We start from the raw sequence: 22,725 nt of genomic DNA on the forward strand, positions 1-22,725 counted from the left end.
AAGCTCGAAATCTCCCAAGAAATTAACCCGGCTTAAGCAGGAGCTCTGCCATTCATGCCGAAAAAGGTCCTGACGGATGGGATGGCCCGGCAATTCCCCAGATACCAATGAACCGCGGAGCGGCCTGATAGGCGCGTTCCTCTATTGGCTCGGCGGCTTCGAGATCGAGGACGGCCTGACGGCCGATCTCAGCGAGCGCGAGATGCGCCGCATCCGGGCCAGGCAGGTCGATGCGGTCACGCAGTTGATCCCGGTGACCATGGCCGTGAACATGCTCACGGTCGCGATCGTGCTGATCATGTTCTGGGGCAGGGGCTGGAACGGATTCCTCGTCGTTTGGGGACTGACGATCACGACCGTTGCCGCACTGGCGTTGCGCGCATGGCAGCGCTCTCTCGTTCATCCGCCGCAGGAGGCCTCACCGCGGGCCACACGGCAGATCATGCGGCAGGCGTTTTTCCTTGCGGCGATCTGGGGCATGCTGCCGATCGCTCTGTTCAGCCATGTCGGGCCGACCAGCCAGCTGATCCTGGCCTGCCTGATGGTCGGCATGATCTCCGGCGGCGCCTTCACGCTCTCGACTTTCCCGCGCGCGTGCCTCGTCTATCTCGCCACCATCACGCTCGCCTGCGTCGGTGCGCTGCTGTTGTGCGGCAGCGGGCCGTATCTGGTGACCGCGGTGTTCCTGCTGCTGTTCGCGTTCTTCATGGCGCGCAACATCGTCTCGCAAGGCAATCTGTTCCTCGGCAATCTCAAGGCGCAGCTCGCGCTCGAGCGGCAGACCGAGATCATCTCGCTCTTGCTGAAGGAGTTTCAGGAGAACGCCAGCGACTGGCTGTGGCAGACCGATGCGGAAGGGCACCTGGTGCACGTGCCCGAGCGCTTCGCGGCGGTCGCGCAGATGCCGCTGCCGCTGCTGCAGGGCGCGCATTTCGCCGACGTGCTCGACATGCTCTGTCCCGAGGACCAGAGCACCGCCTACGACATCGTCGGCCTGATGGAGCAGAGCGAGCCGCTGCACGAGATGAGCATCAAGGTCGTTGCCGGCGGCGAGGCGCGGCTGTGGTCGCTGACGGCAAAGCCGTCCTACGATCGCGACGGCCAGTTCCTCGGCTATCGCGGATTCGGCCGCGACATCACCGAGCGTTGGCGCGCGGAAAAGGCCGAGGCCGAAAACCGGGCGAAATCGAACTTCCTCGCCGTGATGAGCCATGAGATCCGCACGCCCATGAACGGTGTGCTCGGGCTTGCCAGCATGCTGCTCGAGACCTCGCTCGATCCGGAGCAGCGCGAGGCCGTGACTACGATCCGCGAATCCGGCGACAATCTCCAGCGCATCCTCAACGACATCCTCGACCTCTCCAAGCTGGAGGCCGGCCGTTTCGAGTTCGAGGCGATCGATTTCTCGCCACAGGCGCTGGTCGAGACGGTTGCCACAATCGTGCGCGCCAGTGCCAAGGCCAAGGACCTCACGGTGAAGGTCGCGCTCGATCCGAGCGTGCCGCCGGCGCTGCGCGGCGACGTCGCCCGGATCAAGCAAGTGCTGCTCAATCTCGCCTCCAACGCGGTGAAGTTCACCGATGCCGGCGAGGTGACGATATCAGCCACCTGCCAGGTGCGGCGCGACCTGCTCGCGACCGTCGAGTGGACCGTGACCGACAGCGGCATCGGCATCGCGCCCGAGAAGGTCGGTCTGCTCTTCGCCGATTTCGCGCAGGCAGACGCCTCGATCAGCCGACGCTTCGGCGGCACCGGGCTGGGCCTGGCGATCTCCCGGCGCATCATCGAGCAGATGGGCGGCACGATCGGCGTCAGTTCGACGCCGGGCGAGGGCTCGACCTTCCGCTTCGCGCTGGTGCTGCCTTGGAGCCAGGCCCTGCTGTCCGACAGAGAGGCCGGCCGCAACGAAGCCGACGACCTCACGGCCCGCATCGCGGCGCTCGATCGGCCGCTGAAGGTGCTGGTGGCGGAGGATGACGCCGTCAACCGCATGGTCGTAAGCAAGATGCTCGGCGAGTTCGACGTCGACTTGCGCGTCGTGATCGACGGCGTCGAGGCGGTCGAGGCCGCCGCGGAGGGCGACCATGACGTCGTGCTGATGGACGTGCGCATGCCCGAGATGGACGGCCTAGCCGCGACGCGGGCGATCCGCGCGCCGGGCGGTCGCTTCGCGGTGCTGCCGATCATCGCGCTGACCGCCAACGCTTTCCCGGAGGACGTCAAGATCTGCCGTGAGGCAGGGATGTCTGACTTCTTGGCAAAACCCCTGCGCAAGCCGGCGCTGGTCGCGGCGCTGTTGCGAGCGCTGGATCAAATGGCCGCGAATGACGCGCCGCTACAGCCGGAGCAGGGGCCGGCCGAATGGGCCGAGAGGACGAGCGAGGCCGACGCGTAAGGTCTGCGCGTTCGACATTCGAGGTGTCGAAACCACCTCGCCAGGAGGCGGGGACGTGGAAGATGGTGGTGGTCGATGGCGCGGGAGCTTACGCGTTACAGTTTTCCATAGACTCGCCCGGCGACCGCCCTCAGGCGCTCGACCGAGCCGGACTCCGGATGCGGCTTGACCGGCGCGAACAGGATCGAAGCCTGCCTGCCGTTCTTCCAGACATAGATGTTGACGGCGTTGCCGTTGCCCTTGGTGCAGGAATGCTCGCCGAACGCTTCACTGCCGAGCTCTGGTATCGCCACGTGTTGGCACGCGTCCGTGCGTTTCATCATGCTGATGACGGTGTCGCGCGAGATCGCGATCACCGCGACGACCATGGTGTTGCCCTCGCGATCGAACATCATGCAGCTGCCCGCGCCGGTCCGCTGGACGACAAGCGTGCTGTTGTCGAGAAAGCCGTCGGCATCCGCGGTAGTGAGCCATTCGCAATTGCCGAACCGCTCGCTGGTCTTGCCTACGTTGCCGATGGCAACGCGCGCGACTTCGGTGAGCGGTCCGAGCAGCGCATCGTCTGCACGCCGGCCGATCGGATAGACGCTGATCTGCAGAATGTAATCGCCGGACAAGGCGACGACCGAGGCCTCCTGGCGCTGCGCGCCGGCGGCGCTCGTTCCACCCTGGCCTTCGTCGCCGATCCCCGACATTGCGTTGAGCGGCATGCGCTCGCCAAGCGTCTTGACGAAAGTCGCGTACAATTCCTTGGCGCGATCCTTGTCGGGATTGCGGAACACGGTCAACATCATCGTGTCGCCGCGCCCGCCCTGGTAGATGCAGCCGCGGCCGTCCTGATTTGAAATCAGCGACCATTTGAGCGCCGGCATCGCGCCGGTGAGCTCCTGGGCGCTGATGAATGGGCAGGTTTCGGCAGCGAACGCGGGAAGCACCGGGACGGCTGCGATTGCAAGGAATAGAACGAGGCAAGAGAACAGACGATCGATAATATGCATTTGATAATTTACTACCGCTATTGGCGCGCCATAGCCGATGAAGATGGGCGCTATCGGTTCTCCGTGGCGTTATCATGAACGGCGGATCGGAGCACGGCTATCCCAATCCGCTCGCCACTGTTCGGGGGCAAGACGCCGAGACCGTTATCAGGAATTGGCACCATTCGGCGATCGTATTTCCGTGGGCTCCAGATTGCTTCGCGCTGATTGATCCGCCGCAATGCCCCGCAGCGACGAAGCTTACTCGGGTCTTCGCACATAGAGCGAGATGAACCGGTCGATCATCGGGTTGATCTGCTCCGGCACTTCCAGCGACAGGAAATGCCCGGAGCCGACGGCCTTGGCCGTGACCAGCTGCGGGCACAGCGCTGCAAAACGATCCAGATCCGCAAGCCGATGGGCCGCTTCGATGTAGAGCACCGGGACCCGGCACGCCTGGGCGCACTCACGCGCCCGATGCACATCCCAGGGGAACAGACTTGTAAACGTGGACACCAGCACGTGTTGTGGCGTCGCCAGGAAGGTCTGTTCAACATGGGCGCGGCATCTGTCGGTCGGCAGACAGGAGTCCGCCACAATTTTCAGCACCTCGTCCGCAAAATCCGCGCCCCTTAAGCCCTCCAGATACCCGGCGAACACCGTCCCTGCTGAGGCAGGGAAGAGCACTCCTGAATCGAGCAGCACCAGGCCTGCAGGAAAGTCCGGATAGCGGGCGGCGATTTCGAGCGCCATGTTGCCACCCATGCTTTGACCCACGATGACCGGCTTTGTGATCTGCTGTCGGTTGCACAGCCAGACGAGATCATCGGCGAAGCCTTCGATCGAATACGGCTGTTGCGGCTTGTCGCTCTCACCATGCCCCCGCAGCTCGGCATTCAACGCGCGACCTTGACGGGCGAAATACTCCATCTGCGGCGCAAAATGCGTGCGATCCCCGCCCAGGCCATGGACGAACAGGAATTGAAGCGGTCCCGCCCCGGCGATGTCGAAGGATAGCTGGATGCCGTCATGTGCGAGTTTCATGGATCATCTCCGTATTCACCGACGCGCCCAGGTGTCGATGGCGAGACCTTAATCTAAGTGGCGCCCGCGGCCGATGAAGATGGGCACTATTGCTTCGCCATGGCGCTATGACGCCGCGACCGGCCAAGCGCTCTAATCGGCAATCTGCGACGGCCTGCGATCTTGCGCTATGCCTCATGGGCGCTGTCTTCCCGATTTCGCAGGTGTTCCGCTTACCCTTTGACAGCGTCCACTACGCCCATGGCGCCATGGCTGTCGGTCAGGCGGCTTTCGGCTCGTTTGCGGTCTCAATGCGATCGAAAAGTGTGACTGATCGTTAACCGCACTGTGTCCATCGCCTGCTCACCTTTACCGGCAGGTAATGTCGGTCATGTTCCGCTGGCCGGTGACGTTCGATGGGAGCGCAGACATGGCCATTTTAGGTTTTGGACGACGACGCCCGCCTGAGCCAGGGAAACATGTTGTTCCGCCCGAATTATGGGATGATCCAGAATACGCGGCGTTTTTCGCCAGGATTGGCGCAAAGCCGGATCATCCCAGTAATCTTCGCGTCACGCATGACGATGTGGCGAGGATGATCGAGCAAGGCCGCAAGGCAGTCGACGCACGCATTCATCAGCTCCGGGCCAAGGCTTCGGCGGATGGGTACGACAATCTTCATTTGCGCGCGTTGTGGCTCCTTCATGACAATTGCTGGAACGGCGACGCCGGCGAATTTCTCATCTACCATCTGGGTCTCAACCCCTACGATGAATGGAACACGATGCTCGTTGCGGAGGACGCGAGAACTGCCTCCATTCTTGATATACCGATCTGTACGGGAGAGATCGTTCAACATCTTGCCAAGACCGGACAGCCCGTCATTCTCGCACTTCGCGACAAGCTTCGCGCTGCGCATGATGAGGTCCAACGGACGCACGAATTCGGCCGCTTCCAAGACATTTGCGATGACACGGTGGCCAAGGTGAAAAGGGTGGCGCAAATGTTCGGCACTGGGCTCGTCGAGACGTATCAAGCTTGGCTGCGCAAGGAAGCTGACGGTCGCTCCACGCCTCGGTGAGCAAGCGCCGGTAGGGCGGGCGGAGATGGGATTATGGCACTGAAAACCTATGTAGTGACGGCCCTTTTCCTTTCGAGGCTGCATGGCTTTTGGCGACTGGTTCGCAGCCCGTAGGATGGGTAGAGCGAAAGCGAAACCCATCGCGGTGCGCGCCGAAGGCGACCTCGTTCTTGTCGCCGGCGGCTATCGCGATCAATCGGCGCGAATTGCACTGCTCCGGCTTGGCGCCGATCAAGCCCATCAGATTTGGAGAATGGCAATTCCAGCGGTTTGATCGAAACACAGTGCGGCTATTGCAGGGACGCGGTGAGACGCTGCACATAGTTGACGAGGGAATGGACGAAAGTGAGCTTGACCACGATACGCGCTGTTCGTGCTCTCGGCCCACGTGCCTGAACCGGTCTCAGCACGCCGAGTCATCAGCTAGCCGCACCCGACTTTGCGGCTCTGGCGACGATCACAGATTGCCCCTGATTTGCCCGACGTGTCAAACGGGTTTCGTAAAGTCAGAAATGCATCGTGGCTTGACGGCTACTTTGCATGGGGTTGTTTTTCAGATTTTGATTTGGGCTAGTCTTACTGGTACCTCAAGGTGAGGAGCGCGAAGCGCATCGCCGGGCGATGCATCGTCGTGCGAACCATGAAGCCCGGCTCTCAGGTGTGGTCATCCTTCGAGACGGCCGCTTTCGCGGCCTCCTCAGGATGAGGGACTGAGCGCAGGGGCTTCGCTCTCTCCCTTCCTCATTCCACATTGCGCGAGTGCGCAATGGGGGCGCGCGCGGAAGCGGGAGCCCGGAATCCATTGCGCGGCCATGCGGCCCGATCGACTCCGGACTCGCGACTTCGTCGCGCGCCGGAATGACGAGAAAACCTCACAGGCCGTCAGGATGAGAACTCAGATCGTTTCTTGAAGCAGAAGGGCTAGATCGAGAAGCTCGTGCCGCAGCCGCAGGACGCGGTGGCGTTGGGATTATTGACGCGGAAGGAGGCGCCGATCAGGTCGTCGACGAAGTCGACCTCGGAGCCCGCCAGGAACGGCTGCGATGCCGAGTCCACCAGCACGACCGCATTGTCGCGCTCGATAACGAGATCGTCGTCGGTGCGGTCACGCTCGATGTCGAACTTGTACTGGAAGCCCGAGCAGCCGCCGCCCTCGACCGAGATCCGCAGCATGGCGCCGGTGCCTTCGCCCTTGAGGATCTCCCCAATCCGGCGCGCGGCCCGGTCGCTGATGGTCACGGCAGTCGTCATCGTTCCACTCCGATAGTCCCGCGTCATAGCCAATTCATTTGGTATCCCGCGTCCGTCATAGTTAAGTGCAAGGGTCCGCAGAATCAAATGGATAGGGACTAAATTCACCGTGTCCGTCGGAATGGCTGCCCCCCGTGCGCCCTATGCCTGCGATCCCGATCGCAGCCGCGGCCGGCTGGTCGCGGAGCCGCCGAGTCGCACCCGCAGCCCGTTCCGCAGGGATTGCGACCGGGTGATCCATTCCACCGCCTTCCGCCGCCTGAAGTACAAGACCCAGGTGTTCGTGTTCCACGAAGGCGACCACTACCGTACCCGCCTGACCCATTCGTTGGAGGTCGCACAGATCGCCCGCGCGCTGGCCCGGCAGCTCGGGCTCGACGAGGACCTCACGGAGACGCTGGCGCTCGCGCACGACCTTGGCCATCCGCCCTTCGGGCACGCCGGCGAGCGGGCGCTCGATGCCTGCCTGAAGAACCATGGCGGCTTCGACCACAACGCCCAGACCCTGCGCGTTGTGACATCGGTCGAGCACCGTTATCCCGAATTCGACGGCCTCAACCTGACCTGGGAGTCGCTCGAGGGCATCGTCAAGCACAACGGCCCGCTGACCGATCGCGGCGGAGCGCCGGTCGGACGCTATCGCGAGCATGGCGTTCCCGTCGGCATCGCCGACTACGTCAAGACGTACGATTTGGAGCTCTGGAGCTTTGCCTCGCTGGAGGCGCAGGTCGCGGCAATCGCCGACGACATTGCCTATGACGCCCATGACATCGACGACGGCCTGCGGGCAGGGCTGTTTGGGGTTGATGATCTCAAGGCGATTTCGCTGATGGCCGAGATTATCGCAGAGATCGGTGCGCACTATCCAAACCTGGAGGATGTCAGGCGCGGCGCCGAGCTCGTCCGTGAGCTCATTTCTCATCTGATCGGCGCCGTCTTCGCCGAGGCGAAGGCCAACCTTGCGACGATCCAGCCGCAATCGGCCCAGGACGTACGCCAGCAGACCCGGGCGATGATCACGTTCCCGCCGGCCATGGCGGGCGAGGAGGCGGCGATCAAGACCTTCCTCTATCAGCACATGTACCGTCACAAGCGGGTGATGCGGGTTATGGGGGAAGCGGAACAGATCCTGTTCGACTTGTTCGCGAAATACCAGGCCTCGCCCGGCGAACTGCCGCCGGAATGGCTGGCCGGGGCGGAGGCTGACGATGAGGCGGGCAGGGCGCGCCGGATCGGCAATTTCATTGCCGGAATGACCGACCGTTTCGCCCTGACCGAGCACCAGCGGCTCTTTGACTCGACCCCGGATTTGCGTTAGGCGGCGGCCATGGCCGACACTCCCCCGCTGCATCTCTTCGCCGACGTGCTCACGCGCGTGCACGCCGCCTGCCGAGCGCTCGCGGCGGAAGCCAACTGGCCGGAAGGCGTCGATTTCTCGCGTGTGGTGGTCGAGCCGCCGCGCGATCCGTCGCATGGCGACATGGCGACCAATGCCGCGATGGTGCTGGCGAAAGAGGCCAAGGCGAAGCCGCGCGATCTCGCCGAGCAGATCGCCGAGCGTCTGCGTGCGGATGCGTTGATCGCCAAGGTCGATGTGGCCGGACCAGGTTTCATCAACCTGACGCTCAGGCCGTCCGCCTGGGCCGAAGCGCTGCGCACATTGCTGCGCGAGGGGGCCAGCTACGGCCGCCTGAGCGGGCGCGGGAAGGTCAATGTCGAATACGTCTCGGCAAACCCGACCGGGCCGATGCATGTCGGCCATTGCCGCGGCGCCGTGTTCGGCGATGCGCTGGCAAGCCTGCTCGATTTCGCCGGCCACGACGTCACCCGCGAATACTATATCAACGACGCCGGCGCCCAGGTCGACGTGCTCGCACGCTCGGCGTTCCTCAGGTACCGCGAGGCGCTCGGCGAGGACATCGGCCCGATCCCCGAGGGCCTCTATCCCGGCGACTATCTCAAGCCGGTCGGCGCGGCGCTGGCGAAGGAGCACGGCGACAAGCTGCGTTCGCTGAATGAAGCCCAATGGCTTCCGACGGTGCGCGCAAGGTCGATCGCGATGATGATGGACGAGATCAAGGGTGATCTTGCCGCACTCAACATCCGCCACGACGTGTTCTTTTCCGAGCGCTCGCTGATCGAGGGCGGTAACAACAAGGTTGCCGCGACCATCGATTTCCTGCGGGCGAAAGGCGATGTCTACGAGGGCCGCCTGCCGCCGCCGAAGGGCGCGCCGGTCGAGGACTGGGAAGACCGCGAGCAGCTTCTGTTCAAGGCAACGGCTTACGGCGATGATGTCGATCGTCCGCTGATGAAGTCGGACGGCTCCTACACTTATTTCGCGTCCGACATCGCCTACCACAAGAACAAGTTCGATCGCGGCTTTGCCGACATGATCGACGTGTGGGGCGCCGATCACGGCGGCTATATCAAGCGCATGCAGGCGGCGGTGAAGGCGGTCACGGCCACCAAGGCCGCGCTCGACGTCAAGATCGTCCAGCTCGTAAAGCTTCTGCGCAACGGCGAACCGGTCAAGATGTCCAAGCGCGCCGGTGACTTCGTCACCTTGCGTGAGGTCGTGGATGAAGTCGGTCGGGACGCCGTGCGCTTCATGATGCTCTACCGCAAGAACGATGCAGTGCTCGATTTCGACCTCGCCAAGGTCATCGAGCAGTCGCGCGACAACCCCGTGTTCTACGTCCAGTACGGCCACGCCCGCGGCCATTCGATCTTCCGCAACGCAAGGGCGGAGGTATTTCCAGACCTGCCGGAGACGACCGACGTCCGAATCGCGTGGCTGCTCGACTCCGCGCTGGAACGGCTGTCGGACCCGGTGGAGCTCGACTTATTGCGCCGACTCGCAATTTTTCCGCGGACCGTGGAAGCTGCCGCCACGGCCCATGAGCCGCACCGAATTGCCTTTTATCTCTATGATTTAGCCAGCGAGTTTCACGCGCTTTGGACGAAGGGGCGCGATCTGCCCTATTTACGCTTCATTATCAATAATGATGCACAGCTTACAAAGGCGCGATTGGCAATGGTCCAGGGCGTCGTCTCGGTCCTGGCATCGGGCCTCGCCATTCTCGGCGTCCATGCCCCGGACGAGATGCGGTAGTTTGGGGCGAACTACTTCAGGGAATATGAGGGGCTAACCGGCAGAAGCCGGCTCGCTTGCGTAGTGCGACTTGGTTGAATGCCTTGTGGGTGGAGGCCGCTGTTCGGGTCGAGAACTGGCGGCTTTCCCGGAGGGGACGCATCATCACGATGGCCGATCGACGATATCAGGACAGACCGTATCCTTCCGATGACTATGGTCGCGGCGGCGACCAGCATGGCGGGGCGGAAAACGATCCCTTGGCCGAACTCGCCCGGTTGATTGGCCAGACCGATCCATTCGGTTCGCAGGGCCGGCCCGCCGCGAGGCCGCCAGCTCCGCCGGCGCCCGCGCAATATCAGCCGCCTGCGCAAAGCTATGCGCCCGACAGCTACGAAGATCATTATCACGAGCCGCCACCGCCGCCCGGTCCGCCATCCTGGATGCGGCGTGCCAACGTTCAGCCCCAGCCGGTTGCGCCCGAGCAGCCGAGCTACGCGCCTGCGGTGAACCCGGTGCATCCGATGCAGCGTTTCTCGCCACAGCCGCCTGCGCCTGAGCCGGACTACCAGGAGTCCCAGGCCTATCCGGAGCACGACGATCCGATCGATCCGTCGCGCTATGACGATGCGCTTTATGGCCAGCTCGAGGCGAGTCTGCAGGATTTCCAGCGCGATCCGTCCTATCCAAACGATCCTTACGCCTATCAGAGCGAATATCCCGAGGATGAGCTCGAGGATGAGGTTCCGCAGAAGAAGCGCGGCGGGTTGATCACCGTTGCGGCCATCCTTGCGCTGGCCGTGGTCGGAACCGGTGGCGCCTTCGCCTACAAGACCTACCTGGGATCGCCCCGCAGCGGCGAGCCGCCGATCATCAAGGCGGACAACACACCGACCAAGGTCGTGCCGGCGCCCGCCGACGGTTCCGCCAAGGTGCCGGATCGCATGGTCACCGGTGATGGCGGCGAAAAGATCGTGCCGCGCGAGGAAGCGCCGATCGACGTCAACGCCAGGTCCGGCGGCCCGCGCGTCGTCTTCCCGCCGCTCAATCCGAACGCCAATCCTCCGCCGGTTGCGAGTGTCTCACCATCAACCGTGCCGCCGCCAGCCGTCGCGCCCAATAACGGCACGATGCCCAACAGCGAGCCGCGTAAGATCAAGACGCTTTCGGTGAAGGGCGATCAGACCGACAGCACGTCCGCGCCGGCTGCGGCTGCAGCCAAGCCGGCCGGGGCTCCAAAGGCAGCAGCCGTGCCGGCCGCGCCACACAATCCGCCGACCTCGGCCAATGCCAGCGCCAACCAGCCGATGTCGCTGGCACCGCAGGGCGGTACGCCGGACCCGTCCGCGCCGCCGACCCGGCTGGCTGCGACCAATCCGACGCAGATCGCTCCGGCCGCGGCTGAGGGCGGCGCCAGCTACATGGTCTCGATATCGTCCCAGGACACCGAATCCGCGGCGCGGGATTCCTTCCGCGTGCTCCAGGGTAAGTTCCCGTCGGCTCTGGGATCCCGTTCGCCCGTGATCAAGCGGGTGGATCTGGCCGACAACAAGGTGAAGTACCGCGCCATGGTCGGTCCGTACCGGACCCGTCAGGAAGCCGTTCAGTTCTGCACCGAGCTGAAGACCGCCGGCGGTCAGTGCTTTATCCCGTAGTATTATCGGCCGTTTCCTTGACCCCCTAGCGGGGTACGGTTAATCGGCGACTATGAGCACGCGGGCCTTCATTACCGGCGTATCCGGAACGGAATTGACCGCCGCTGAGCGGGATTTTATCCGTGCCGAACGTCCGTGGGGTTTCATCCTCTTCAAGAGGAATATCGAGGCCCCGGCGCAAGTCGCTACGTTGGTTCAGGAATTGCGCGGCGTCGCGGGCTCTCCGGATGCTCCCGTCCTGATCGACCAGGAGGGTGGACGGGTGCAGCGGCTGGGACCGCCGCATTGGCCGGTCTATCCCTCCGGCGCTTTGTTCGGAACGCTTTACGACATTGATTCGGCACTTGGGCTGACGGCCGCGCGTCTCAGCGCCCGGCTGATCGCGGCGGATCTTGCCGATCTCGGTGTCACCGTGGACTGCCTGCCGCTTGCCGACGTGCCGGTCGCGGGCGCCGACGCCGTGATCGGCAACCGGGCCTATGGAACCGAACCGGCCAAGGTCGCCGCGATCGCCCGCGCGGTCACGGACGGGCTTGAGCAGGGCGGCGTGCTGCCGGTGCTGAAGCACATCCCCGGTCATGGCCGGGCGACGGCTGATACGCATTTCCGGCTGCCGACGGTGGACACGCCGAGGGATGAGCTGGAGCAAACCGATTTTGCCGCGTTCAAGCCATTGGCAGACCTACCGATGGCGATGACCGCACATGTTGTGTTTAGCGCGTTCGACCCCGCCCATCCGGCGACGACATCTGCGACAATGGTTCAGCAGGTGATTCGTAGCGTGATCGGGTTCCACGGTTTGTTAATGAGTGATGACGTGTCGATGAATGCATTGGCGGGCACCATTACCGAGCGAACGCGTTCGATTTTTGCAGCCGGCTGCGACATGGTCCTGCATTGCAACGGGAATATCGAGGAAATGCACGAGGTCGCCGGCCAAACGCCCGAATTGTCGGGCAAGGCGCTGGAGCGCGCGAACAGGGCGCTGGCCGCCCGCAAGGCTCCGCAGCCGTTCGACCGTACGGCTGCAAGGGCTGAACTCGACGCATTGATCGCACAGGCGAACGCGGCATCCGCATGACGGCAGAAATCCTATCGTTTGAAACCGGGCGGCCCGCCGAGCTCGCCGAGGGCGAACCGGCGCTGGTCGTTGATGTCGAGGGCTATGAGGGCCCGCTCGATCTGCTGCTCGCGCTGGCGCGACAGCAGAAGGTCGACCTCGCCAAGATCTCGATCTTGGCGCTCGCCGATCAATATCTCCACTTCATCGAGGCCGCGCGAAAGATCCGGCTCGAGCTTGCGGCCGACTACCTCGTGATGGCGGCATGGCTGGCCTTCCTGAAATCCCGTCTCTTGCTGCCGGAACCGCCGACGGCGGAAGGTCCGAGCGCAGAGGAAATGGCCACCGCGCTCGCCAATCGCCTGCGCCGGCTCGAGGCCATCCGCGAAGCGGCGAACCGGCTGATGAACAGGCAGCAATTGCTGCGCGACATTTTTCCGCGCGGTGAGCCCGAACAGATCGCCGAGGTCAAGCATCCGAAATACACCGCGACGCTGTACGACCTGCTCACGGCCTACGCCACGCAGCGGCAGTCGCGTGTGCTGGCGAGCGTGCATCTCGCGAAGCGCACGGTCTGGTCGCTCGCCGAAGCGCGCGCCTCGTTGGAGCGGCTGGTCGGGGGGCTTACTGAATCGGACGATTGGGGTCGTCTCGACGATTTCCTGATCCGTTACGTCGCCGATCCGTCGCAGCGTGCGACGGTGTTCGCCTCGAGCTTTGCCGCCGCGCTCGAACTGGTGAGGGAAGGCCAGCTGGAACTGAACCAGAAAGAGGCGTTCGCGCCGCTCTATTTCCGAAAGGGGCGGCATCAACCGGTACCAGGCGCGCCTCCCGCGCCTGAAGCACCGGTCGGTTAGTTGAAAGGAGAAGCTGCCATGGCCTTGGCGGAAGTTCGGGTAGAAGAGGTCGAGCCGATGGACAACGAATCCCAGGCGCGCCCCGAAGAATTGCGGCTTCTCGAAGCGCTACTGTTTGCGTCCAGCGAGCCGCTGGATACCGCGACCCTTGCCAAGCGCATGCCTGATGGCGTCGACGTGAAGGCTGCGCTCGCGCAGTTGCAGGCCGAATATGCGACGCGCGGCGTAAATCTCGTGCGCGTTGCCAACAAATGGACCTTCCGCACCGCCGGCGATCTTGCCTGGCTGATGACGCGCGAAAGCACCGAGACCCGCCGCCTGTCCCGTGCGGCGATCGAGGTGCTTGCGATCATCGCCTACCATCAACCGGTAACCCGCGCCGAGATCGAAGAGATCCGCGGCGTCGTGACCTCGAAGGGCACGCTTGACGTGCTGCTCGAGACCGGCTGGATCAAGCCGCGCGGTCGGCGCAAGACGCCGGGCCGTCCGCTGACTTTCGGAACCACCGAGGATTTCCTGTCGCAATTCACGCTGGAACAACTCGGCGATTTGCCGGGCCTGGAGGAGCTGAAGGGCACGGGTCTTCTGGATTCGCGTCTGCCGACCGGTTTCAGCGTGCCGACCCCGTCGGACGACCCGACGCTGCGTGAGGACGAGGATCCGCTCGAGGCCGGCGAGGATCTGGACCTTGCGCTGGCCCCGGCGCCAGAGCCGGAACCGGAGACGCCGGAAGGCGGTGGCGAGGGTAGCGACGAGGGCTGACGGCCCGTCGTTCTACGGACTGCAGCGACCAGTTAACACTAGCCAGATTACGTAGCGCCAACAGCGAATTGGCGCTGCCTTGGTCCTTGTTTTTGACACCTGCGAAGCCTAGGTTTCGGTGAAGATCGGCCGGGTCCCCGGCCATGCGTGTTTGGAGGGTTGCAGGATGGGTTCGCTTAGCATTTGGCACTGGATCTTGGTGATCGCAGTGGTCCTGCTGCTGTTCGGCCGCGGCAAGATTTCGGATCTGATGGGCGACGTGGCGCAGGGCATCAAGGCCTTCAAGAAAGGCATGCAGGACGACGACAAGGTTGCCGACAAGCCCGACGCCGCCAAGTCCATCGAGCACAACGCCGCGCCGACTGCGGCACGGTCCGACGTCGGCAGCAAGGCCGTCTGAGCCAAAGATCGGCAGACGTGGGCGGTCCCGATCCCGTGCGTCGAGGATTGGGCCAATCGCGGCTTGCCTGAACGGAAGACTTCATGTTCGACATCGGGTGGAGTGAACTGGTCCTCATCGCGGTCGTTGCGCTGGTTGCCATCGGCCCGAAGGAGCTCCCCGGTGTGCTGCGCATGGTCGGCCAATGGATGGGCAAGGCCCGCAAGATGGCTGCCGAATTCCAGGGCCAGTTTCAGGAGGCCATGCGCGAGGCCGAAATGGCCGACCTCAAGAAGAGCTTCGACGAGGTCAAGGAAGCAGCCTCCAGCTTCACCGGCAACAATTTGATGACCTCGCTCACGAAGGACGTCAACGAGGCGCTGCGCATCGAGGATATCGATAAACCCGCGGCCACGCCCGCGATCGAGCCACCGGCGGCGTCAAGTGACGCGCCGGCGACTTCAACCGAAGCGCTGGTGATGCCGACGACACCGGAAGCCCCGACGCCCGCGACCTTTGTGGAAGCGGAGGCACATGCGGAGGCAAGTGAGCCACTCGCGATCACCCGCGAGGTCGAGGCGGCACACACTGTAGTTCAGGACACCGCGCTACCTGAAGCGATCAAGGACGCCAAAGCGTCATGACCGACGCCGACATCGAGGCCAGCAAGGCGCCGTTGATGGACCATTTGATCGAGCTGCGCTCGCGGCTGATCAAGGCGCTGCTCGGCTTTGGCATCGCGTTCATCTTCTGCTTCTTCTTCGCCAAGCAGATCTACAACGTGCTGGTCTGGCCGTTCGTGTGGGTCGCGGGGCCGGAGAATTCGAAGTTCATCTACACGGCGCTGCTGGAATATTTCATCACCCAGCTCAAGCTTGCGCTGTTCGGCGCCGGCTTCATCTCGTTCCCGATCGTCGCCACGCAGATCTACAAATTCGTGGCGCCCGGGCTTTACAAGCATGAGAAGCAGGCTTTCCTGCCCTATCTGGTCGCGACCCCGTTCTTCTTCGTGCTGGGCGCGATGCTGGTCTATTTCGTCGTGTTGCCGATGCTGATCCGCTTCTCGCTCGGCATGCAGCAGGCCGGCAGTGACGAGACCGCACAGATTCAGCTCCTGCCCAAGGTCGGCGAATATCTGTCGCTGATGATGTCGCTGATCTTCGCCTTCGGCATCGCCTTCCAGCTCCCGGTGATCCTGACGCTGCTCGGCCGCATCGGCATCATCACGTCGAAGATGCTGCGCGAGAAGCGCCGCTATTTCATCGTCATCGCCTTCATCATCGCAGCCGTCCTGACCCCGCCTGACGTATTGAGCCAGTGCTCGCTCGCCATACCTTTGCTGGCGCTCTATGAGGGTTCGATCATCTCGGTATCGATGGTGGAGAAGAAGGCCGCGGCTTCGCAGGCTTCGAGCGGGGCTTCGTCCTCGGCCAACCCGGCGGAATAGGGCGCCGTATCCTTGGCTGTCAACTCCCCGCGAAAGCGGGGAATCCAGTACGCCGCGACCTCTCCGTACCCTCGCACTGTCTCTGGAATACTGGATCGCCCGCTTTCGCTTTCGCGGGCGATGACGCCTGTGGTAGTGGGAGGCACGGTGCAAACGGCCAACATGAGCGTTGACGGTTTGCACGCTGCCCCAGGACCACAGCCATGCACGACATCAAGACGATCCGCGACAATCCGCAAGCTTTCGACGCCGGTCTCGCCCGGCGTGGGTTGAAGCCGATGTCGACGTCGCTCCTGGCGATCGACGAGAAGCGACGGGCGGCGATCCTGGCCTCCGAGCAGGCCCAGGCGCGGCGCAACGCGGCCTCCAAGGAGATCGGCGAGGCCAAGAAGGCGAAGGACGAGACGCGCGCGGCCAGGCTGATGGCCGAGGTCGCCGAGCTCAAGACGACGATGCCGGAGCTCGAGGCGGCCGCGAAGGCCGCAGATGAGGAGCTGGCAAAAGAGCTGTCGGCGATCCCCAATCTGCCGCTTGCCGAGGTGCCTGACGGTGTCGACGAGCACGGCAACGTGCAGCACCACGTGTTCGGCAACAAGCGCAACTATGCGTTCACGCCAAAGCTGCATGACGATCTCGGCACCGCGCTCGGCTATATGGATTTCGAGGCGGCGGCAAAGCTTTCCGGCGCGCGCTTCGTCGTGCTGAAAAAGGGGCTCGCGAGGCTTGAGCGGGCGATCGGGCAGTTCATGATCGACCTGCACACCAACGAGCATGGCTACACCGAGATCAACCCGCCGCTCCTGGTGCGCGAACAGACGGCCTACGGGACGGGTAATCTCCCCAAATCTGCCGACGACATGTTTTGTACGCGGGAAGGGTTGTGGTTGATTCCCACCGCGGAAATGCCGCTCACCAATCTCGTTCGCGAATCCATCGTGGACGAGAAGGAGCTGCCAATGCGCCTGACGGCGCTGACGCCGTGTTTCCGGGCGGAAGCAGGGGCGGCGGGGCGCGATACGCGCGGCATGATCCGCCAGCACCAGTTCATCAAGGTGGAGTTGGTGTCGATCACGACGCCAGAGGCCAGCAAGGACGAGCATGAGCGCATGCTCGCCTGTGCCGAGGAGGTGCTGCGGCGGCTCGACCTGCATTACCGGGTGATGACTCTGTGCGCCGGCGACATGGGATTTGCGGCACAGAAAACCTACGACATCGAGGTCTGGATGCCGGGCCAGGGCGAGGGCGGCATGTTTCGCGAGATTTCGAGCTGCTCGGTCTGCGGCGATTTCCAGGCGCGGCGCATGGACGCGCGTTCGCGCGGGCCGGACGGCAAGCCGCGCTTCGTCCATACGCTCAATGGCTCCGGCACCGCGGTTGGCCGTGCGCTGATCGCCGTGATGGAGACCTATCAGCAGGAGGACGGCTCGATTGCCGTGCCGGACGTGCTGCAACCCTACATGGGCGGGCTGAAGGTGGTCGCGCGCGAGTAGGGCGGCATTATTGCCCGCCGGTAACGCGGAAACGTTTGGTTGCGAAGATTGGGCGGCCGGTTATCCTGACGGCCGTCCGACTTCTCCGGCGACCGTTTCATGGCCCTGCACCGCGACATCTTCTGGATCGGCCGACAATGGGCCGTGACCGGCTTCGGCATACAGGCTGTCGACCAGCGGCTGCGCGGCGCGCTCGACATTGAGATCGCGCGGCTTTGGGATGACGATTTCGTGCAAAGCCGGCGCGCCAAGCCCGGGCTCAATCTCGAGGATTTTGACAAGGCACTGACGCTGGCGCGCACGCGCTATCCGCAGGCGCCGGCTCCAGCGCCGGCGAAAGCGGCAATTGAGCTGCCGCCTGCGCCGGCCCCCGCCGCGCTACCGCCAAAACCTGTCCCTCCGGTCGTGCTCGCCTTGCGAGCGGAAGGCCGGCTGGCGCGCTTCCTGCCGCAATGGCGCATCCGCCGCTAGGCGAGAGGTTCGCCGACTGCCGTTGGTAAGTTCCAAATCGCCCGGAAACTCCCGCGGTTCGCCGGTTTGCCTGATCGGCCGTAGACGGATAAGACCTCCTCAGACGTATCCAAGGACTCGATCTGACGCATGCGCATTCTCTGCACCAATGACGATGGCATCCACGCGCCCGGCCTCAAGGTCGTGGAGGAGATCGCTCGCGCCCTGTCCGACGATGTCTGGGTCGTCGCGCCTGAGCTCGACCAGTCCGGCGTCTCACATTCGCTGTCGCTGAACGATCCTTTGCGCCTGCGCGAAGTCGGGCCGCGGCACTTCGCGGTGAGGGGCACGCCGACGGACTGCGTCATCATGGGCGCGCGTCATATCCTGGGCGCGACGCTGCCAGACGTCGTGCTGTCCGGCGTCAACAAGGGTCGCAACGTCGCCGAGGACGTCGTCTATTCCGGCACCATCGCGGGCGCGCTGGAAGGCACCATCCTGGGCCTGCCATCGTTCGCGCTGTCGCAGGAATTCAGCGCCGAGACGCGCGAGCGTCCGCCGTGGGACACCGCGCGCAAGTTCGGACCCGACATCCTGCGCAAGGTGCTCAAGGCCGGCGTGCCCAGGAATACCGTGATCAACGTCAATTTTCCGTCGTGCGCGCCGGAAGAGGTTCTCGGCATCCGCGTGACGCGGCAGGGCAAGCGCAATCTCGGCTTCCTCAGGATCGACGAGCGCCGCGACGGCCGCGGCAATCCCTACTTCTGGATCGGTTTCGAGCGTGCCGCGATGATGGACCTGCCGGAGGACGGCACCGATCTCGCCGCGCTGCGCGAGCGCTACATCTCGGTGACGCCGCTGAAGCTCGATCGCACCGATGAGGCTTTCTCGCAGGCGCTCGGCGAAACGCTGAAATAAGGACGCGTTCGCCGACGCACTGGCCTGATGCTTTCGCGACCGTCCAGCAGAATCTCGAAAACAACCCCATGCAAAGTAGCGGGGGCTATCGGGTGACGATTTCGTATTTTACGAAAATGGATTGACGCGTCGGGCAAATCACCGGCATAATTCCATCATCGCAGCGGATGGGAGCGGCGTTAACCGCCGCGCAGCGCGGACTCGATGGTCTTGCCGAGTGCGTCGAGCTGAAAAGGTTTTTGCAGCGCCGGCCGGTCGCGATACTGCTCGGGCAGGCCGGACGAGCCGTAGCCGGTGGCGAAGATGAAGGGCCGACCCTTGGCCTTGATGACGTCGGCGACCGGCGAGATCACCTTGCCGTTGACGTTGACGTCGAGGATGGCGAAATCGAATTCAGTCGACTGCGCAAGCCGCATCGCCTCGGCAATGTCGCCGGCCTCGGCCGCAACCTTGTAGCCAAGCTCTTCGAGCATGTCTGCGACCATCATCCTGATCATGACCTCGTCCTCGACGAGGAAAACAGAACCGCCCGAAGGCCGTGTCGCAGTCATTCCGTGAGTCCTTGCCCTTCCCATCAAACGTTCGCAGATAAAACCATGCGACGCAACGAGCGTTTGGACGAACCCCGGCCCGGAAATGGCAGCATAACCAATTCCGCGTAAAGCAGATTATGTGGTCAGATGCAGCGAGAGAAGTTTATCATGGGTTCCTGAGCCGGAACAAGAATCCCGCGGCTGCGACGAAGGTCGCACTAACGCTGCAGGTTCGGTCCGGCCGAGATGAAAACGCGACGAAACATTAGCAATGACCTCCAATCAGCATCCGCCGGAAAAAATGATGTTTCAGCTCACGCTGCGACGTCGCGGCATCAGTGACCAGGCAGTGCTGCGTACCATGGAGGAGGTGCCGCGCGATCTGTTCGTCGAGGCGGCCGACCGGGAGGATGCCTACCGCGACAGCGCGCTGCCGATCGCCTGCGGGCAGACCATCAGCCAGCCCTTTGTCGTTGCCTACATGACCGAGCAGCTTCAGTTGCAGAAGCAGAATCGCGTGCTGGAGATCGGCACCGGCTCCGGCTACCAGGCCGCAGTGCTGTCACGGCTTGCCCGGCATGTCCTGACGGTCGAGCGCTATCGCAAACTCGCCGATACGGCGCGCGCCCGGCTGGAGAAGCTCGCCTGCCACAATGTAGAGGTGATGCTGGGCGATGGTCTCGATCTGCCCGCCAATATCGGCCCCTTCGACCGCATCATCGTCACCGCCGCGATGGAACAGATCCCGGACAATCTGATCGCGCGGCTGGAGGTCGGGGGCATCCTGATCGCGCCGGTCGGCCCCCTTCAGGGGGTGCAGACCCTGATCCGCCTGACCCGCACCGAGACCGGAGTCGAGCGCAGGGAACTCGTCGATGTCCGCTTCGTCCCGGCGCTGCCTGGTGTGGCCCGCGAGCTGTAGAATTCCGGATCGGCTGTGCTGCCAACACCTTATTGGGAGGGTTAAGCGGTTATTTACTCGGCGCGTGTTTACTTAAAAGACCAGTTCAGTTGCGTACGAGTGAGTAACCATGTCCGCTCTTGCCGAGTTGCTTTACTCGCGCCGGGTGCCGCAGGTCGCGGTACTGGCGCTGATCTCGTTCGGTTTCGCCGGATGCAGCGCCGATATGTCGTCGCGGCTTTCGCAATCCAACTTCTCCAACCCCTTTGCTTCCCAGGACTCCACGGGAACAGTGCAGCAGGCGCCGCCGCAGCAGCGTGAGCTGCCGCAATATTCACGGCCGCAGACACAACCCGGCTATTATCAATCCCAGCCGTTGCCGCCGCCGGCCGTCGCCGCGCCGCAATCCTATCCCACCGCAGGCGGTGGGGGGGTAGCCGGAGGCGGGCGTGGCATGGGGTCCTATGCGCCACCGGTACAGCCGCATCTTGAAGCCACCGGCACCGTGCCGCCGCGCTCGGTTGCCGCGGCCCGTCCCGCGGGTGCGACCAAGATCATCGTCGGCACCAGCGACACGCTCGACGTGCTCGCCAAGCGCTATCACGTTACTCCGCAGGCGATCCTCGCCGCCAACGGCTACAAGGGCCCGCGCACGCTCTCGCCCGGCCAACAGATCGTCATTCCGCATCCCACGGCTAACGCCGCAGCGCCTGCGCCCGCTATGGCGCCGGTTGCCGCAGCGCCAGTCGCGGCGCCCGCAGCCAAGCCGATTGTGGCCGTCAGCGCGCCGGCCGGCACTCACTTCGTCAATCGTGGCGACACACTCGCCAGCATCGCGCGCAAGAACCACATTCCGGTGGCTGAGCTCGCGCGCGCCAATGGTCTCGATCCGTCCGCCAAGCTCAAGCTCGGCACCAAGCTGACCGTGCCGGGCGGCAAGACTGCGGCCGTTGCCGCGCCGGTTGCCCCCGTTGCGGTGGCTGCCGCGCCCGTCGCCGTCGTCCAGCAGCCTGCCGCGGTCGCAACCGTGCCTGCCACCAAGGTCGCGGCCGCCGCACCGGTGCAGAGCGCGCGGCTGGCGCAAGCCACCGCCAACGTCGAAGAGAAGTCCGCCGAGACGCCGGCAAAAGCCGCGGACGCCACAGGCGCGCTGCCGACCTTCCGCTGGCCGGTGCGCGGCAAGGTGATCACGAGCTACGGCGCCAAGACCAACGGCAAGTCGAATGACGGCATCAATCTCGCGGTACCCGAAGGCACGCCGGTCAAGGCGGCCGAAGACGGCGTCGTTGCCTATTCCGGCAACGAGCTGAAAGGTTACGGCAATTTGGTCCTGGTTCGGCACTCCAACGGCTACGTCACCGCATATGCCCATGCGAGTGAGCTGCTGGTGAAGCGCGGCGATACCATCAAGCGCGGCCAGGTCATTGCCAAGTCGGGGCAATCCGGTGAGGTGGCGTCGCCGCAGCTCCACTTCGAGATCCGCAAGGGATCGAACCCGGTTGACCCGCTTCAATTCCTCAATGGGGCGTGAGGCCTACTTGGCCTCCGCACGGACGGTGTCGTCGCCCGGCTTGACCGGGCGACGCAGTACGCCGCAGCGGTTGTGCTGAACTCGATGTCTCTGGAATACTTGTATGGGCTTGGTCAAGGATGAGTGGTTGTTAGATCATTTCAGATCATCTCCTTGTTCGAAGGAGGCGGACGTCTGCTGGTCCTGACCTCAAGACGGCTGGCCGCCTGTGGTGCGGCGGGCGTCAAGGGTGGCCGTAGGCCATCGCGTAGCGACGCAGCCCTTGACGGTCGCCAGCCCGGCGGCAGGCTTGAGGTCAGGACCATCAGACGTCCAGCGCAGTAAGAAGACGACTTCCGAGGCGAGCCCGCCCTGGACGCGATATCGCGTCGCAGACTTGTATTCGGTTGATCGATCGGGATCAGAACCATGATGCATGCATGCGCATCGGGGGCGAAGCTCCGGGGCGGCGGGTCCATTCTGGATTGCGGCACGAGGCCCATGTAGTCCTGCGGATCACCGCCACCTCGGATGTCGTCGGCAGACCGCAAAGCCGGGCTGCCGAACCGTCAATATGGTTTAGGGAAGGGTCAAGCGCCGGCCGGGCGCAACTTGATACCCTCTGTCACTTCCCCCGTGGTTACCAGCCGCCACAGCGCGATGAGCAGCTTGCGCGCTAGCGCCACGATCATGGTTTTGCGCGTGGTGCTGCGGCCGTCGGCGGTGCGCTCACGGAACCACTTTGCGAGCCGACTGTCCTTCTGAAAGATCAGAAAACGCCAGGCCAGTTGGATCATGCCGCGGCGGACACGGCCGTTGCCGGCGCGGGCCAGCCCCTTCTCGCGCCGGCGTTTACCGCTCTCGTCCGGCGCGCCGGTCAGCCCGGCATAGCGCGCGACAGCTCTGCGATCACGCAGATTGCGCGACAGCGCCTCATGCACC

Annotated in this window: 21 protein-coding genes; 16 read left to right on the forward strand and 5 right to left on the reverse strand. The window is 63.8% G+C overall.

Annotated elements, in window-relative coordinates; genetic code table 11:
* The first annotated feature begins 76 nt into the window (after nucleotides 1-76).
* Nucleotides 77-2,395, forward strand: a complete 2,319-nt coding sequence (locus SO139_RS17500; RefSeq protein ID WP_449383290.1) for an ATP-binding protein — start codon at nucleotides 77-79, stop codon at nucleotides 2,393-2,395.
* Nucleotides 2,396-2,490: 95 nt separating this feature from the next.
* Here SO139_RS17500 and SO139_RS17505 read toward each other — a convergent pair whose 3' ends face one another.
* Nucleotides 2,491-3,393: a hypothetical protein gene (locus tag SO139_RS17505; RefSeq protein ID WP_449383291.1), complete on the reverse strand. Its 903-nt coding sequence runs from the start codon at nucleotides 3,391-3,393 to the stop codon at nucleotides 2,491-2,493.
* 240 nt (nucleotides 3,394-3,633) lie between these two features.
* Nucleotides 3,634-4,416 carry an alpha/beta fold hydrolase gene (locus SO139_RS17510; RefSeq protein ID WP_449383292.1) on the reverse strand — a complete coding sequence of 261 codons (783 nt, stop codon included), beginning with the start codon at nucleotides 4,414-4,416 and terminating at the stop codon, nucleotides 3,634-3,636.
* A 409-nt stretch (nucleotides 4,417-4,825) separates the two neighbouring features.
* Between SO139_RS17510 and SO139_RS17515 the strand changes: the two genes are divergently transcribed.
* Nucleotides 4,826-5,476: a hypothetical protein gene (locus SO139_RS17515; protein ID WP_449383293.1), complete on the forward strand. Its 651-nt coding sequence runs from the start codon at nucleotides 4,826-4,828 to the stop codon at nucleotides 5,474-5,476.
* Nucleotides 5,477-6,397: 921 nt separating this feature from the next.
* Here the strand turns inward: SO139_RS17515 and erpA are convergent.
* Nucleotides 6,398-6,727, reverse strand: coding sequence for an iron-sulfur cluster insertion protein ErpA (gene erpA / locus SO139_RS17520; RefSeq protein ID WP_027527378.1), 330 nt, complete (start codon nucleotides 6,725-6,727; stop codon nucleotides 6,398-6,400).
* A gap of 109 nt (nucleotides 6,728-6,836) precedes the next feature.
* Between erpA and SO139_RS17525 the strand changes: the two genes are divergently transcribed.
* From SO139_RS17525 to surE, 12 genes are all read left to right on the forward strand, one after another.
* The gene (locus tag SO139_RS17525; RefSeq protein WP_449383294.1) at nucleotides 6,837-8,045 is read left to right on the forward strand and encodes a deoxyguanosinetriphosphate triphosphohydrolase; all 1,209 of its coding nucleotides are present in this window, start codon (nucleotides 6,837-6,839) and stop codon (nucleotides 8,043-8,045) included.
* A gap of 9 nt (nucleotides 8,046-8,054) precedes the next feature.
* Nucleotides 8,055-9,842, forward strand: coding sequence for an arginine--tRNA ligase (gene argS, locus SO139_RS17530; protein WP_449383295.1), 1,788 nt, complete (start codon nucleotides 8,055-8,057; stop codon nucleotides 9,840-9,842).
* A gap of 149 nt (nucleotides 9,843-9,991) precedes the next feature.
* Nucleotides 9,992-11,476, forward strand: a complete 1,485-nt coding sequence (locus tag SO139_RS17535) for an SPOR domain-containing protein (protein ID WP_449383296.1) — start codon at nucleotides 9,992-9,994, stop codon at nucleotides 11,474-11,476.
* Nucleotides 11,477-11,528: 52 nt separating this feature from the next.
* A complete protein-coding gene (gene nagZ, locus SO139_RS17540) occupies nucleotides 11,529-12,557 on the forward strand; it encodes a beta-N-acetylhexosaminidase (RefSeq protein ID WP_449383297.1) in 1,029 nt (342 codons plus the stop codon).
* Entirely contained in the window at nucleotides 12,554-13,393 is an 840-nt protein-coding gene (locus SO139_RS17545; protein ID WP_449383298.1) for a segregation and condensation protein A, read from the forward strand. Before nagZ ends, SO139_RS17545 begins: the two co-directional genes overlap by 4 nt.
* An 18-nt stretch (nucleotides 13,394-13,411) precedes the next feature.
* Nucleotides 13,412-14,155, forward strand: coding sequence for an SMC-Scp complex subunit ScpB (gene scpB, locus SO139_RS17550; protein ID WP_449383299.1), 744 nt, complete (start codon nucleotides 13,412-13,414; stop codon nucleotides 14,153-14,155).
* A gap of 166 nt (nucleotides 14,156-14,321) precedes the next feature.
* Nucleotides 14,322-14,555, forward strand: coding sequence for a twin-arginine translocase TatA/TatE family subunit (locus tag SO139_RS17555; protein ID WP_449383300.1), 234 nt, complete (start codon nucleotides 14,322-14,324; stop codon nucleotides 14,553-14,555).
* Between the two features lie 83 nt (nucleotides 14,556-14,638).
* A complete protein-coding gene (gene tatB, locus SO139_RS17560; RefSeq protein ID WP_449383301.1) occupies nucleotides 14,639-15,178 on the forward strand; it encodes a Sec-independent protein translocase protein TatB in 540 nt (179 codons plus the stop codon).
* The gene (gene tatC, locus SO139_RS17565) at nucleotides 15,175-15,981 is read left to right on the forward strand and encodes a twin-arginine translocase subunit TatC (protein ID WP_449383302.1); all 807 of its coding nucleotides are present in this window, start codon (nucleotides 15,175-15,177) and stop codon (nucleotides 15,979-15,981) included. The genes tatB and tatC overlap by 4 nt, the downstream gene beginning before the upstream one ends.
* 203 nt (nucleotides 15,982-16,184) lie before the next feature.
* Complete coding sequence (serS, locus tag SO139_RS17570; protein ID WP_449383303.1) at nucleotides 16,185-17,471, forward strand: serine--tRNA ligase; 1,287 nt, start codon at nucleotides 16,185-16,187, stop codon at nucleotides 17,469-17,471.
* 99 nt (nucleotides 17,472-17,570) lie between these two features.
* Nucleotides 17,571-17,942 (forward strand): hypothetical protein, encoded by a 372-nt coding sequence (locus SO139_RS17575; RefSeq protein WP_449383304.1) that lies wholly within the window; start codon nucleotides 17,571-17,573, stop codon nucleotides 17,940-17,942.
* Between the two features lie 129 nt (nucleotides 17,943-18,071).
* Nucleotides 18,072-18,839: a 5'/3'-nucleotidase SurE gene (gene surE, locus SO139_RS17580; RefSeq protein ID WP_449383305.1), complete on the forward strand. Its 768-nt coding sequence runs from the start codon at nucleotides 18,072-18,074 to the stop codon at nucleotides 18,837-18,839.
* 179 nt (nucleotides 18,840-19,018) lie between these two features.
* Here the strand turns inward: surE and SO139_RS17585 are convergent, their stop codons facing one another.
* Nucleotides 19,019-19,390 carry a response regulator gene (locus SO139_RS17585; protein WP_284269276.1) on the reverse strand — a complete coding sequence of 124 codons (372 nt, stop codon included), beginning with the start codon at nucleotides 19,388-19,390 and terminating at the stop codon, nucleotides 19,019-19,021.
* A gap of 253 nt (nucleotides 19,391-19,643) precedes the next feature.
* Here SO139_RS17585 and SO139_RS17590 point away from each other — a divergent pair, with 253 nt between their 5' ends.
* Nucleotides 19,644-20,294, forward strand: a complete 651-nt coding sequence (locus SO139_RS17590) for a protein-L-isoaspartate(D-aspartate) O-methyltransferase (RefSeq protein WP_449383306.1) — start codon at nucleotides 19,644-19,646, stop codon at nucleotides 20,292-20,294.
* 109 nt (nucleotides 20,295-20,403) lie between these two features.
* Complete coding sequence (locus SO139_RS17595) at nucleotides 20,404-21,804, forward strand: peptidoglycan DD-metalloendopeptidase family protein (protein WP_449383307.1); 1,401 nt, start codon at nucleotides 20,404-20,406, stop codon at nucleotides 21,802-21,804.
* 569 nt (nucleotides 21,805-22,373) lie between these two features.
* On the opposite strand, the gene SO139_RS17600 is transcribed toward SO139_RS17595, so the two are convergent.
* Nucleotides 22,374-22,725: transposase (locus SO139_RS17600; RefSeq protein WP_498540304.1), on the reverse strand; the 352-nt coding region annotated here is incomplete at its 5' end.

It is taken from the genome of Bradyrhizobium sp. UFLA05-89 (assembly GCF_059803475.1).